The 14,138-nt window shown below is 62.0% G+C and carries 7 protein-coding genes and 5 pseudogenes; 9 read left to right on the top strand and 3 right to left on the bottom strand.

All coding sequences use genetic code 11. From position 1 onward, the window contains the following. The first annotated feature begins 68 nt into the window (after positions 1 to 68). Together recG and gor are read left to right on the top strand one after the other, a co-directional pair. Positions 69 to 2,168 (top strand): ATP-dependent DNA helicase RecG, encoded by a 2,100-nt coding sequence (recG, locus tag AC0L6G_RS02800; protein ID WP_293825184.1) that lies wholly within the window; start codon positions 69 to 71, stop codon positions 2,166 to 2,168. 123 nt (positions 2,169 to 2,291) lie between these two features. After that, the gene (gene gor / locus AC0L6G_RS02795; protein ID WP_293825154.1) at positions 2,292 to 3,674 is read left to right on the top strand and encodes a glutathione-disulfide reductase; all 1,383 of its coding nucleotides are present in this window, start codon (positions 2,292 to 2,294) and stop codon (positions 3,672 to 3,674) included. Between the two features lie 4 nt (positions 3,675 to 3,678). On the opposite strand, the gene AC0L6G_RS02790 is transcribed toward gor, so the two are convergent. Then, a complete protein-coding gene (locus tag AC0L6G_RS02790; RefSeq protein ID WP_293825157.1) occupies positions 3,679 to 5,199 on the bottom strand; it encodes a carboxylesterase/lipase family protein in 1,521 nt (506 codons plus the stop codon). Positions 5,200 to 5,317: 118 nt separating this feature from the next. On the opposite strand from AC0L6G_RS02790, the gene AC0L6G_RS02785 reads away from it, so the two are divergent. Together AC0L6G_RS02785 and AC0L6G_RS02780 are read left to right on the top strand one after the other, a co-directional pair. Next, positions 5,318 to 6,838 carry a sensor histidine kinase gene (locus AC0L6G_RS02785; RefSeq protein ID WP_473252827.1) on the top strand — a complete coding sequence of 507 codons (1,521 nt, stop codon included), beginning with the start codon at positions 5,318 to 5,320 and terminating at the stop codon, positions 6,836 to 6,838. Further along, entirely contained in the window at positions 6,835 to 7,212 is a 378-nt protein-coding gene (locus AC0L6G_RS02780) for a response regulator (RefSeq protein WP_473252826.1), read from the top strand. The genes AC0L6G_RS02785 and AC0L6G_RS02780 overlap by 4 nt, the downstream gene beginning before the upstream one ends. A gap of 162 nt (positions 7,213 to 7,374) precedes the next feature. On the opposite strand, the pseudogene AC0L6G_RS02775 reads toward AC0L6G_RS02780, so the two are convergent. Beyond that, positions 7,375 to 7,540: pseudogene (locus tag AC0L6G_RS02775) on the bottom strand (transposase); the annotation flags it as partial. 9 nt (positions 7,541 to 7,549) lie between these two features. Here AC0L6G_RS02775 and AC0L6G_RS02770 point away from each other — a divergent pair. The 5 genes and pseudogenes from AC0L6G_RS02770 to AC0L6G_RS02750 form a co-directional block, all read left to right on the top strand. Beyond that, positions 7,550 to 8,344 (top strand): annotated as a pseudogene (locus tag AC0L6G_RS02770) (transposase); the annotation flags it as partial. 98 nt (positions 8,345 to 8,442) lie between these two features. Continuing rightward, positions 8,443 to 8,568, top strand: a pseudogene (locus AC0L6G_RS02765) (IS630 family transposase); the annotation flags it as partial. A gap of 66 nt (positions 8,569 to 8,634) precedes the next feature. After that, a pseudogene (locus tag AC0L6G_RS02760) lies at positions 8,635 to 9,413 on the top strand (IS5 family transposase). A gap of 88 nt (positions 9,414 to 9,501) precedes the next feature. Further along, positions 9,502 to 11,346 (top strand): glycosyltransferase, encoded by a 1,845-nt coding sequence (locus AC0L6G_RS02755; RefSeq protein ID WP_314187931.1) that lies wholly within the window; start codon positions 9,502 to 9,504, stop codon positions 11,344 to 11,346. A 21-nt stretch (positions 11,347 to 11,367) separates the two neighbouring features. Further along, positions 11,368 to 12,831, top strand: coding sequence for a glycosyltransferase family 2 protein (locus AC0L6G_RS02750; RefSeq protein WP_473252825.1), 1,464 nt, complete (start codon positions 11,368 to 11,370; stop codon positions 12,829 to 12,831). A gap of 36 nt (positions 12,832 to 12,867) precedes the next feature. Here AC0L6G_RS02750 and AC0L6G_RS02745 read toward each other — a convergent pair. Then, positions 12,868 to 14,036, bottom strand: a pseudogene (locus AC0L6G_RS02745) (IS3 family transposase). Between the last annotated feature and the right edge of the window lie 102 nt (positions 14,037 to 14,138).

Below are 14,138 nucleotides of genomic sequence, written 5' to 3'. Positions count from 1 at the left end.
CAGGTCGGGTCAGATAGCGTTCCTGAACGGACTTCGCCACCCGTCATGGTCACGCTATGTTCACGGCGATGCGTCCGCAGATTCTCTTTCCCCTGTTCGCCGAGGTTTCGACCCTGAAGGGGGTGGGTCCGCGCGCCCTGCCCCTGGTGCAGAAGGTCGCCGGGCCGCTGGTGCGCGATCTGGCGTTCCTGTCGCCGTCGGGCGTCATCGTCCGTCGTCCGATGCAGGCCGCCGACGCCGTGGACGGGGCGGTCGGCATATTCGAAGTCGTAATCGACCGGATGTTCGTTCCCAGCCGCCCGGGCGCGCCGCTGAAGGTCAGGGCTGCGGACCCCACGGGCTTCGTCCATCTGGTCTGGTTCGGCGGCTCGCCCCAGCATATCGACCGGCTCCTGCCGCGCGGCGAGACCCGGCTGGTGTCGGGCAAGGTCGAACGCTTCAGCGGCGAGGTCCAGATCGTCCATCCCGACATCGTCACGGTGGACAGGGCGGCCGACATTCCCATCTCGGAACCCGTCTATCCGGCTACGCAGGGGCTCACCTCGCGCCAATTGCGAAAACTGGTTCAGACCGCCCTGTCCGCCGCCCCGGACCTGGCCGAATGGCAAGACCCGGCCTGGCTGAGGAAACAGGGCTGGCTGGGCTGGCGCGCCGCCCTCGACGCCCTGCACGCCCCCGTCGGGGAACCCGACCTGTCGCCCGAGGCCCCCGCGCGCCAGCGCTTGGCCTATGACGAGTTCCTGGCCCACCAACTGGCCCTGGCGCGCCGCCGCCGCGCCCGCGAAATCAAACCCGCGCCCGTCATCGCGCCCGGCGCGGCGTCCGAGCGTTTGCTCGAGGCCCTGCCCTTCAAGCTGACCAACGCCCAGGCCCAGGCCGTCGCCGAAATCCGCCGCGACCTCGCCTCGGGCAGGCAGATGGGCCGTCTGCTTCAGGGCGACGTAGGCTCGGGCAAGACCGCCGTGGCCGCCTTGGCCTTGGCCGACGCCGCAGCCAGCGGTCTTCAGTCCGCCCTGATGGCCCCGACCGAAATCCTGGCGCGCCAACATTTCGAGAAACTGGGTCCGCTGCTGGAGACCGCAGGTGTGACCTCGGTGCTTCTGACCGGCCGCGACACGAACGGCCAGAGGCGTGAGAAGCTGGCGGCCCTGGCCACAGGTCAGGCCCAGGTCGCCGTCGGCACCCATGCCCTGTTCCAGGACGCCGTCCGCTTCGACCGGCTGGCCCTGGCCGTCGTCGACGAACAGCATCGGTTCGGCGTCAACGAGCGCCAAAGGCTCCAGGCCAAGGGCGACCCGCGTATCGGCGCGGTCCACCTGCTGACCATGTCGGCCACCCCCATCCCCCGCACCCTGGAACTGACCCAGTACGGCGAACTGGAGGTCAGCCGCCTGACCGAGAAACCGCCCGGCCGCACGCCCGTCACGACCGCCGTCCTGCCCCTGGCCCGGATCGGAGAAGTCGCCGCGCGCCTGAAGACCGCCGTCGAAAGCGGCGCCCAGGCCTATTGGATCTGCCCCCTGGTCGAGGAATCCGAGGCCATCGACCTGGCCGCCGCCGTCGATCGCGCCGACGACCTTCGCCGCCTGCTGGGCGTCGAGGTCGGTTTGGCCCACGGCCGGACGCCCGGCGCCGAACGCGAGGCCGTGATGGCCGATTTCGCCGACGGCCGTCTGCCGGTCCTGGTCGCCACCACGGTCGTCGAGGTCGGGGTCGATGTGCCCAACGCCTCGATCATGGTCATCGAACACGCCGACCGCTTCGGCCTGGCCCAGTTGCACCAACTTCGTGGACGCGTCGGGCGCGGATCGAAGGCCAGTTCCTGCATCCTGCTCTACGGCGGTCAGGACGGCGCCCAGGGTCCCAGGCTGGGCGAGACGGCCAAGGAAAGGCTGGAGACCCTGCGCCGCACCGAGGACGGCTTCGTCATCGCCGAGGAGGATTTCCGCCTGCGGGGCGGCGGCGACCCGCTTGGCCTGAAACAGAGCGGATTCCCCGCCTATCGCTTCGCCGACCCGATCCGCCACCGCGCCTTGATGCTGGCCGCCGCCGACGACGCCCGCCTGATCCTGAACCGCGATCCCGACCTGGCGTCCGAACGCGGCCGGGCGGTCCAGATGCTGGAGGAACTCTTCGACTGGAAGACCCACAGGCCTGGGTCGGATTGAGGCTTCCGCGCGGTCGCGCGGCCTGCATTCGCGCGCCGTGAGCATCAGATGTTCGGCGGGCGGACTTGGATTTCGCATGGCGCGGCTTAAATGCCGAGGCTGCTGGTAAACGGAGCTTGCGCCTTGGCCGACTATGACTACGACCTCTTCGTCATCGGCGCCGGTTCGGGCGGTGTGCGGGCGGCGCGTCTGACGGCGCTGGACGGCAAGCGCGTCGCGGTGGCCGAGGAGTATCGGGTCGGCGGGACCTGCGTCGTCCGCGGCTGCGTGCCCAAGAAGTTCATGGTGATGGCCTCCGAGGTCAGTCATGCGCTCGAGATCGCCGAGGGCTATGGCTGGTCCTTCGACAACGCCCGATTCGACTGGCCGACCTTCCTGGAGGCCAAGGATGTCGAGATCGCGCGCCTGTCGGGCATCTACGCCGCCAATCTGGGCAAGGCGGGGGTCGACCTGATCCACGGCCGCGCGGTGCTGAAGGACGCCCACACGGTCGAGATGGTCGGCAAGAACCGCTCCCTCACCGCCGAGAAGATCCTGATCGCCACCGGCGGCCGGCCGTGGAAGCCCGAGGATCTGCCGGGCATCGAACACGCCATCACCTCCGAGGAGGCTTTCCACCTGCCCGAACTGCCCAAACGCATCCTGATCGCGGGCGGCGGCTATATCGCGGTGGAGTTCGCGGGCATCTTCGCCGGCCTGGGTGTCGAGACCACCCTGATCTATCGCGGTCCCAACATCCTTCGCGGCTTCGACGACGACGTGCGGGCGCATCTGGCGGGCGAGATCGAGAAGCGGGGAATTAAGGTCGTGTTGGGCTGCCAGCACGAGAGGATCGAGAAGACGGCGACCGGCCTGGTCAACCATCTCGAAAACGGCATGAAGCTGGAAACGGACGTGGTCATGTTCGCCACCGGCCGCATCCCCCACGTCAAGGAGCTGGGCCTGGAGGCGGCCGGCGTGGAGTTGAACGACGAGGGCGCGATCAAGGTCGATCCCTATTCCAGGACCACGACCGAAAACATCTGGGCCATAGGCGACGTGACCGACCGGATGAACCTGACCCCCGTCGCCATTCGCGAGGCGGTCGCCTTCCACCAGACGGTCTTCCGCAACAACCCCCAGCATTTCGACTACGAGGCCGTCGCCACCGCCGTCTTCAGCCAGCCTCCGGTCGGGGTGGTGGGCCTGAGCGAGGCCGATGCGCGCCGTTCCTGCGCGAAGGGCGTGGACGTCTATGTGACCCGCTTCCGCCCGATGAAATACGCCTTCACCGGCTCGGACGAGCGGGTGCTGATGAAGCTGGTGGTCGACGCCGACACCCAGCGCGTCGTGGGCGTCCACATCGTCGGCCCCGACAGCCCCGAAATGATCCAGTTGGCCGCCATCGCCGTGAAGGCAGGCCTGACCAAGGCCCAGTGGGACGCCACCTGCGCCGTCCACCCCACCATGGCCGAGGAACTGGTCACGCTGAAGGAGAAGCAGTCGTCGGCGACCTCGGCCGGCTGATTCCTTATGGTCGCGGCCGCTCTCGGAATCGCTCCAGCAGGTCCAGCCGCGCGCCGAACGGCACGGGCGTCACTGTCGGCCCCGCATTGCCGAAGTTCATCAGCCGGATGTCCTCCGCGCCGGCCATCGGCCATTCCGGCCGACCGACGCCGTTGGGATCGCCCGAGCGCGCGAAGGCGGTCCAATATCCCATCATGACGTCCGACGCCCTGCGATCCCGATCCTCCACCGGGTACGGCAGGGTGTTCAGCGTGCCGAACACATAGGGCCGCTCGATCGCATGGGTGGCCCCGCCGTGCGGCTCGGGGTTCTGGGGCGAGGAGATGTCGAACCGATAGAGCCAGGCCGGATGACCGGCCCTGGCGTGCAGACGCGCCAGCATTCGCGCAGGCTCGGAAAACACCAGGTCGGTGATAACCAGCCTATCGAAAGCCTCCTGCCCGCCATAGGCCTGGACCGCGTCGGCCCGCTCCAGCCAGGTCATGTCGTCGTCGATCTCGCCATAGCCGTTGCGGTCCGTCGGCCGCATCCACCAGAATTCAGCGCTGTTGGAGCCGATGATGAAGGGCACGGGCGCCTGACGCCCTGCCTTGAACGCCGCCTCGACGGTCGACGGCGCGATATGCCCGTCGATCAGGGTCAGGTCGCCGTTGGCGAACACCGGCGGCGGCGTCAGAAACATCTCGGCCGGGGCGGCGCGCAGGTCCGCCGCCGTGCGGAGCCCCGCCGCGTGAGCCCAGACCTCGCCCCGTTCGCGCGCCGACGGCGATCCGCGCGGCCCCTTGCGATCCAACGGGGTCTGCAACTCGCGCCCCAGGCCCGACTGGACCACCGCCCGGTCGAACAGGCCGCGCGCGGGCGGCGCGATCATCAGGCGCGTGACCATGGCCCCGCCCGCCGATTCGCCGAAGATGGTGACGTTCTCGGGATCGCCGCCAAAGGCCGCGATGTTGGCGCGCACCCATTTCAGGGCGGCGACGACATCCATCAGTCCATAGTTGCCGGCCGGTTCGCCCGCCGGCCGCTCGGCGGCCAGGGCGGGATGGTCGAAGAAGCCCAGCCGCCCCAGGCGATAGTTCAGCGTGACCACCACCATGCCGCGCCGGGCCAGGGCCGAGCCGTCGTACAACGGCGCCGTGCCGGACCCGTTCACCAGACCCCCGCCGTGGATCCAGACCATGACCGGCGCGGGCTCCAGTGTTTCCGTCGGCCGCCAGACGTTCAGGTTCAGGCAGTCCTCGCTCATCGGCAAGGGGCCCACGCCGGGATCGCCGCTGGGCGGCGCCTGGATGCAGATCGGGCCGTAAGTTCCGGCGTCGCGCTCGCCATGCCAGGTCGGCGCGGGGCCGGGCGGGCGCCAGCGTCGATCCACCGTCGGCGCGGCGGCGTAGGGAATGTTCTTGAACGCGGCCACGTCGGCGTCGGCGCGTCCGGTCAGGACGCCCTGCGAAATGCGGACGGTGGGCTGTTCGGCTGCGGGCGCCATCATGAGCGAGAGGGTGGCGAAGACGCCGGCGATTGTCATCCTCGCTGATTAGCAAATCCTGCCGACACGCCAATGATCTTGCGATCACACTCGGCGACATCTTGCGGGAGAACCGTTTTCAGGATCATGCGTTGTGGCCAAGCTAGCGGGGTAGGCGTTGAACGATCCAAAGACATCAGAACGTCCGGTCGCAGCCGAGACCGCGGCCGTCGCCGCCGCGTTCGAGGGTTCGCCGAACCCCTATGTGCTGCTCACGCCCGATCTTCGCATCATAGCAGTCAATCGCGCCTATGAGGACGTGACGGGCGGGCGGCGCGAGGACATCGTCGGACGGTCCCTGTTCGCCGCCTTCGATTCCGGTCCCGGTTCCGACGCGCCAGAGAACGTCCGCCAGGTGCGCGCGTCCCTGGAGAAGGCCCGCGACACCCGCCAGCGCGACCATCTGGCCGTCGTGCGGTTCTCGGTCGAGAGGACAATGGCGGACGGCGCTCAGGGGTTCGTCGACCGCGTCTGGAGCGCCACGCACACCCCCCTGCTGAATACGGCCGGCGAGGTCGAATTCCTGCTTCAGCACACCACCGACGTCACCGACCTGTCGCCGACCATTCGCCCCGAAGAGCCGACCACCGCGCTTGACGCCATCGTCGGCGGCTCTGTCCTGCACCGGGCGCGATCCGTGCAGGAGGACAACCGCCGCCTGGAGACCGAACGCAACCGCCTGATCGAGATGTTCATGCAGGCGCCGGGTTTCGTCGCCATCCTCTCTGGGCGAGACCATCGCTTCCAGATGCACAACGACGCTTACAGCCAGTTGATCGGCCATCGCGACATCGCGGGTAAAACCATACGCGAGGCCTTGCCGGAACTGGAAGGCCAGGGTTTCTATGACCTTCTCGACGGCGTTTTCGCCACCGGCGAACCCTATGAAGGGCGTGAAAGCGTCGCCCACCTCCAGCGCACCCCCAACGAGCCGACGGAGACCGTCTATCTGAACTTCATCTACCAGCCGATTCGGGACGCGGCCGGCGTCGTCGTGGGCATCTTCGTTCAGGGGCACGACATCACCGACAACGTGCTCGCGGCCCAGCGTCAGAAGCTGATGATCGACGAACTGAACCATCGGGTGAAGAACACCCTGGCCACGGTGCAGTCGATCGCCGTTCAGACCGCCCGATCCAACACCGACCCCGCCGGCTTCGCCGAGACGTTCCAGTCGCGGATCATGTCCCTGTCGCACACCCACAATCTGCTGACCCAGAGCCATTGGGAAGGCGCGGATCTGCGCGCCATCCTGGAACATGAGACCGAAGCCTATGGCCAGACGCGGGTCAGCCTGGTGGGGCCGCCCGTCTCGCTGGAGCCGGCGACCGTCCTGTCACTGGGCATGATCTTCCACGAAATGGCGACCAACGCCGCCAAATACGGCGCCTTGCATACGCCGGAGGGCCGGGTCCTGATCGACTGGGCCCTGGCCGACCAGCGCGCGCCCAAGCTGCGGCTGACTTGGCGCGAAATCGGAGGGCCGAAAGTTACGGCGCCGGACAGAAGAGGCTTCGGTAGCCGTTTGATTGAACGAAACATTCGTCACGATCTGGCGGGCGAGATCGATCTGGTCTACGCCCCTGAAGGATTGATCGCCGAACTGACGGTTCCGCTCGACAGGACAGCCGCACGATGACCCAGCCCCTGACCGGCCGCCGCGTCCTGATCGTGGAGGACGAATTGCTCGTCGCCATGCTGATCGAGACCATTCTGGAAGACATGGACTGCGTGCCTGTCGGCCCCGCCTCCAATGTCGAAGAGGGCCTGGCCCTGGCGCGCGACGCCGAAAGTCTGGACGCGGCCCTGCTGGACGTGAACGTCTCGGGCCAGCAGGTCTTTCCCGTCGCCGAGGCGCTGAGGGCGCGCGGCGTGCCCTTCGTCTTCTCCACCGGCTATGGCGAGGGCGGCCTGCCCGACGAATGGCGCGGCCTGCCCACCGTCCAGAAGCCGTTCACCGAATCGGCCATCCGCGACGCCCTGATGAAGGCCATCGGCGTCGCCGAGTTCTAGGTGTTCAGTCTCGGCATCTGGTTAATAGGATTGAGGATGAATCGGTCTGGCTCTGAAGTCCAGATTTTTGCGATGTATTCGTAAGGGGTGAGGCCGCTGAGTGTCTTGAGGCGACGGGCGAAGGTGATGCTGGCATGAAGTCGGCGAGGTGCGTGCGTAGCTGATGGAACGCCACAATCATCGCCTCCTCGGCCTCGCTCAGGGTGGTTGGATGAGGGGCCTTCAGCCCGGTCTTCAAATCCTCGACCGTCGCCCGCTTGCGCCACTTCGCCACCGTCTTGGGATTGATCCCAAGTTCCCGGCTCAGCGTCGCGAGCGAAGCCTGCGATCACTCTAGTATCTGGCCGTGTTGGACGACGCGGCCTTTGGCGGCGCCACGCCGGTGACGCCCAAGTTCATCTCGCCGGCCGATCCAGCCTCACGCTGAACCGGTGCCAACAAGGGCCTGGCCTTCTTCGCCTATGCGACCAACTATCTGATCGATCTGGACCACGCGATCGTCGTCGATGTCGAGCCATCCACCGCCGTGCGCCAGGCCGAGGTGACGGCGGCCCGCACCATGATCAAGCGGGTGGGGGAAATCATGAGCTCTGGCCCGCCCGGCTGGCGGCGGACACCGCCTACGGCTCGGCCGAAATGCTGGACTGGCTGGTCCACGACCAGGGCATTGAGCCGCACATCCCCGTCATCAACAAGTCCGAGCGGATCGACGCGACCTTCTCACGCGTCGACTTCGCCTATGACCATGCCGCCGACCTCTACCGCTGTCCGGGCGGCAAGGAGCTGAAGCAATATCGGCGGGCCTTCCGCGCGGACCACCCCGATACTCCGCCGGATAACACCTATCGCTATCGCGCAAAATGGATTGCGACGCCTGCGCGCTGAAGAGCCGTTGTTGCCCAATGCGCCGGCGCGGGAAGTGACCCGCTCCATCCACGAAGGCGCCCGGGACTTCGCCCGCGACATCGCCAAGACCGACGCCTACGTCGTCTCCCGGCGCGAGCGGCAGAAGGTCGAGATGCTGTTCGCCCACCTCAAGCGCATCCTGAAGCTGGACCGACTGCGCCTGCGAGGTCCCAACGGCGCCACAGACGAGTTCCTCCTCGCCGCCACCGCCCAGAATCTAACTCGCCAAACTGATCCCGCCACCGACCCCGGCGACCGCGTGAGGCGGGACCAAACCTCAGCGTCCGTTACTGGCCGTGATCTCAGCAGCCGCCCTTTTCAACGAAATCCGACATCAACCGCTTTATCAAGGCGCATAACCAGCCCCCCGGCCCTTTATCTGGAAGGCCGATCCGGACGAAATTATAACTGCCGTCGGCGCGGCACCAAATGTTGGAATCAATCCACTAGGCTCCGTACTCAATCAGCTTGCTTTGGCCTTCGCAGGCTGATTCCAAGGTTCCGGAGGTGATCCGGATGTCGAAGGCCAAGCAGGTTTACTGGTTGTCGGATGTGGAGTGGGCAGCGATTGAGCCGCACCTTCCGAAGGGGCGAAGCGGCGCGCGCCGGGTTGATGATCGCCGGGTGATCAGCGGCATCGTCCACATGCTGCGGTCGGGCGCCCGATGGCGGGATTGTCCTGCCGAGTACGGGCCGTACACGACGGTCTACAACCGCTTCAATCGCTGGAGCCGACAGGGTGTCTGGAGCGAGGTCTTCTACGCCCTGACCGGCAAGAGCGACGTGGTGACTGGCGCGATAGACGCCACCTACGTGAAAGCGCACCGCTCGGCGGCGGGCGCAAAAGGGGGGCCTTCGACAACGCCATCGGAGCCTCCCGTGGCGGTCGGACGACGAAAATCCACGCCCTGACCGACGACCTGGGTCGGCCCAGAGCCCTGGTTCTGACGGCTGGGAACACTCATGACCTCGTCGGGGCCGCGGCGCTGCTCAGGCTTGTGCCGACGCCTCGCAAGCTCCTGGCCGACCGCGCCTACGACGCCCGCAAGCTGCGCGACTGGCTCGCCGAACGCGGTTGCGAACCCGTCATCCCGCCCAACCCGACGCGCAAACATCCCCACACCTACGACCCCGTCGCCTACCGGAGACGCAACACCGTCGAACGGATGTTCTGCCGTATCAAAGACTTCCGACGCATCGCAACCCGATACGACAAACGGGCCGACAACTTCCTGTCCGCCGTGCTCATCGCCGCCGCAGTCACTTGGTGGGTGACGATTGAGTCCGGAGCCTAGTCCGGTATGATGTTAATAAAGTTAAACAGGTTAAGTGGCGATAGTGCCGATGCCTGGACTTTTCGTGTTTGAAGGGTAGTGTGAACCGATGGGGGAACGTATGGTCGCGTCGTATATTTTCTTTGATGTATCTGATTTTGTTTATTTCATCGGTCATCACGACAACCTGACTGGTATCCAGAGGGTTCAAGCCGAGATAATTAAAAATCTCCCTTATTCTGATACAATAGAATGCCATTTCATGTCGTTTTCGCACAAGGCACGAACGTTCGTCGGTGTCGACTATGGTTATCTGATCGAAGTTATCGAAGATTTAGCTCGACCTGTACAGTCCCGCACCGTCAATTATGACAGAGAGGCTGCGCGCGGTGGCGTTCTTTCACGAGATGGGGCCATACCTCCCGCAACCGTTCCCAAGTATAATAAAAGCGTGATCTGCTTGCTAGGTGCTGCCTGGGTCCAAGAGAATTATGCGCTTCACATGCACAATTTTCGACGACAGTATAACGCGAGGTTTGTTGGGCTAATTCACGATCTGATTCCGATCTTTGCGAAAGAAACCTGTGATCAGGGCACCGCGCTCGTTTTTGAGCGGTTTATCAGTGAATTTCTGAATTACTCAGACGCCGTCTTAACCGTCTCTCAATCCACGAAAAACGACTTGCTGCGTTATATCGCGCAATCAGGTTCGGATTATACTGGCAGCATTACGGTAACCCGTAATGGGGGCGGCATATGTCGTCCTGCAGAGGGAACGGTGCTCAAACAAGCGCTGGCCACGTCGGGCGATTTCATTCTTTTTGTCAGCACGATTGAGGGCCGAAAAAACCATCACCTGGCATTTAAAGCGTTGGCGCAAATCCTGGCCCGGCGTGGCGATTGCCCGAAATTGATATGTGTTGGTCGGGTCGGATGGCGTGCTGAGGATTTCCTCAACAGCTGTTACGAAACCGATTTCCTAAACGGTCGTATCCAGATACTTCAGGACATATCCGACAGCGAATTGTCGACACTATATGAGACATGTAAGTTTTCGATTTACCCTAGCATGTATGAGGGATGGGGGCTGCCGGTTGGCGAGTCACTGGAACGCGGCAAAGTCGTGATCGCTTCCGATAGTTCGTCTATCCCGGAAGTTGGTGGCCCGGCGGCCGTTTACTTTGAATCTGGGTCGGTCGATTCATTGGCTAAGGCTATAGAAGCCAATTTTTACGATGATTCAGTTTATGAGAAAAGCTGTGCTGCAGTTCTCGATTACATTCCTACAACATGGCCAGAGGTTGCCGAGCGTGTTGTCGCCGCTTGTGCGCAGGTCATCAACGAACCGACCCGAAATCTGTATCGGACATTGGAGATTGGTAAGGAATATCCGTTCCGCAAAGTTCCCGTAATCGACCATAATTTAAACGGTGATGCGCTTTCCGACGCCGTTATGGCGGCCCGAGCCAAAGTGCTTACTAATGGTGCATTTCGTAGCGCTGATTATAATTTAGGCCTTGATGTAAGGCTGGGTTCGGGTTGGTGCGCTCCCGAACATTGGGGATCGTGGATATCCGCAAAAGGTGGCGATCTGATCTATCAGTTGGACGGCGATGTTGACGAAGTGATTGTTCAACTCGCTTATCAAATTGTAGGCTTCGCGCCGAATGTACATGTCAAAATTCGAGCCAGCGGCGGCGGAACGTTAAACCTATCGAACTTGCCTCAGAACGGCGTGCTGGTCATACCTAACGTCAAACGTATTGACGGCATGGACGGATCCTATTTTTCTTTAGCGATATCTGTATCGGCCTCGCCTGATACTCTTGCTGCCATTTCTCAGGCAGATTCCAGGTTGCCGATCATTGGTTTGAAAAGCTTTGTTAACATCAAACCAAATGATTTCGAAGCTCGGCTTGCACTTCTCGAACATGCATTAATGAGTGGCGCCTAACATCAGTTCTGGAGGTATATGATGAACCTTACCCCAATATGTATCATGTCTTTCAACAGGCCTGATTTGCTCGACCTCACACTGCATAGCTTAAAGAACCAAAGTCGCTCGATTGAAGGTTCGCCTATCGCACTTTTCCAAGATTGGTCAGATAGTGATAGCGCCCTCCATGCAGAATGTGTGTCAATATTTAAGACTCACTTCCCAAGCGGCTTTATTTTTGCGGCAGACGTAAATTTAGGAGTGGCCTTAAACTTTGATCGAGCTGAAAGGTGGTCGTTCGCAGAATTGGGAGCTGATGTAGCTTATTTCTTTGAAGATGACATGGTTCTGTCTTATCATTATATTGCTACCCTAGATAGAATGTCCGAATTTGCTCTAGGCGACGAGAAAATTGCTTATGTCGCCGCATACGATAATCACCGCTTGAGATTAGATGAACAAATATCACAAAGTCATCTTATAATTGAAATGGACCATAAGTGGGGCTTCGCCCTGACGAAACGCCAATGGTTGAAGCAAAAGCCGTTCATTGATGGATATCTCGATATTGTTCGTAAGCGACCATACAAGGAACGCGACAATTCAGCAATTCGTCAATATTTTTCTTCTCTAGGATATAGCAGTCCTGGCACTTCGCAAGATGCCGCGAAGGACGTGGCGTCGTGTGTGCTTGGAACAGCAAAGATAAATACGCTTGTTTCATTGGCGAAATACATAGGCGAGGAAGGCTTGCACTCTACTCCTGAGGCGTACGCTGCTGCTGGTTATGGTGAAACGCAAATCTTTGACCGAGAACCTTCGGTAGAAAGGCCATCCCCAGATTTTATCGATTTGTTGATTGAAGAAAATCGACGTAATGGCAAGGTTCACTTGCAAAGATTTCCGGCTATCATCATTCCAGATATGCCACATATGCCTAGTCAGGAGATCGATTTCCTAGAGCGGCACCTGTCGACCTCTAAATGTTATCTGGAATATGGAGCTGGCGGTAGTACGCGGTTAGCCGCCCGTTTTAAGGTGCCTCAAATAATATCTGTAGAAAGTGACAATATTTTCCTGCGCGCAGTGAGTGATGCAGTAGCATTGGAAGATAGCACTTCTGATTATGTTCCTTATTATGCGGATATAGGTCAAACGAGAGAGTGGGGTAATCCAGTAGATAATAGATCGTTTAGGCGGTGGCCAGATTATGTGCATGGTGTTTGGACTGAAATCAGTAGGCGAAACTGGAGTCCTGACTTTGTCCTTATTGATGGTCGATTCAGGGCGGCTTGTGCCTTGTGTTGCATAATAAATTCAAAGGCTGGTACCATTCTTATGGTCGATGATTATGAAGGTCGGGAGCACTCATATAGCATCATCAACAAGTATTCGTTTTTAGTGGATAAAATTGGGCGCGCCGCAGTGTTTGAAGTGCCTCCGGGTGTTGATTTGCGGAGAATATCGTATGATATAACGCGGTATTGCTTAGATTTCAGTTGAATACTGAAACTTGACGTGCCCCCTCTGTTCCCTCGATCATTGTGAGAGCCCAGGGGGTTGATAGCCGATCTGCTGCGCCGGCGGGAGCGGCCGTGCGGCGGAGCTGATCAAGTTGCGCAGCCGAACGGCCGCGGGGTTCAGGCGCACCGCCTCCGGGGTCAGTCCCCGTGCGCCGAGTGCGGCCTGACGTGGTTGTAGTCGATGCGCCAGCGCTCGATGACGGCGCGGGCTTCGGCCAGGGTGGCGAAGACCTCCTCGTTCAGGCACTCGTCGCGGAGCCGGCCGTTGAAGCTCTCGACGAAGCCGTTCTGCTGCGGCTTGCCCGGCGCGATGTAAGGCCAGCCGACGCCGGTACGGTTGGTCCATTCGAGGATCGCACGACTGGTCATCTCCGTCCCGTTGTCGCTCACGATCATGGCCGGACGTCCCCGCCGTGCGATCAGCCGATCCAGCTCCCGCGCCATGCGCTGGCCCCCGATCGAGGTGTCGACCACCAGAGCCAGGGCCTCACGCGTAAAGTCATCGACGATGCACAGGATGCGGAAGCGTCGCCCCCACGATAGACCGTCGGCTACGAAGTCCAGCGACCAGCGCTGGTTTGGGCCGTCCGGCAGGGCCATGGGCGCACGTGTTCCGGTAGCCCGCTTGCGGCCTCGTCGTCGTCGCACCGCCAGGCCTTCCTCCCGATAGAGCCGGAACAACCGCTTCTTGTTCATGCTGACGCCCTCCCGCTCCAACAGGATGCCCAGGCGCCGATAGCCGAACCGGCGACGCTCGGCCGCCAGACTGCGCAGGCGCTCGCGCACCTCCGCGTCGCCCTGTTCAGGCTCGCGCCGCTACCGTCTTCGGATCGATCTGAACCAGCCCGCAGGCGCGCTTCTGGGAGAAGCCGCGCTCCGCCATCAGGCGAAGCACGGTCGCTCTGCGCGCTGCAGGCCCGATCAGTTTTTTCCTAGAAGATCCTTCAGCGCCGACACATCCAGCATTGATTCCGCCAGCAGCTTCTTGAGCCGCCGGTTCTCGTCCTCCAGCGCCTTCAGCTTCGTGGCGTCCGACACCGTCATGCCGCCGTACTTCGCCTTCCACCGATAGAAGGTCTGCTCGCTGATCCCGTGCCGCCGACAGACCTCCGCCGTCGGGCTCCCGGCTTCCTATTCGCGCAGCACGCCGATGATCTGCGCGTCGTTGAACCTGCTCTTCTTCACATCCGTCTCCTTTGGTGAAACGGACTCTCACTCAAAACGGAGGATCAGGAAGGGGGAACGTCAAGGCCTACGGTGCCATCAATGCAGCCTCGCAACGCGCGA

Source organism: Brevundimonas sp. D3-1P, from assembly GCF_055809335.1.
This window is presented reverse-complemented; position numbering and strand designations above follow the sequence as displayed.

Coding starts and splice junctions, on each gene's coding strand:
- recG (WP_293825184.1), top strand. CDS start 69: ATGCGTCCGCAGATTCTCTTTCCCCTGTTCGCCGAGGTTTCGACCCTG.
- AC0L6G_RS02790 (WP_293825157.1), bottom strand. CDS start 5,199: ATGACAATCGCCGGCGTCTTCGCCACCCTCTCGCTCATGATGGCGCCC.
- AC0L6G_RS02780 (WP_473252826.1), top strand. CDS start 6,835: ATGACCCAGCCCCTGACCGGCCGCCGCGTCCTGATCGTGGAGGACGAA.
- AC0L6G_RS02755 (WP_314187931.1), top strand. CDS start 9,502: ATGGGGGAACGTATGGTCGCGTCGTATATTTTCTTTGATGTATCTGAT.
- AC0L6G_RS02750 (WP_473252825.1), top strand. CDS start 11,368: ATGAACCTTACCCCAATATGTATCATGTCTTTCAACAGGCCTGATTTG.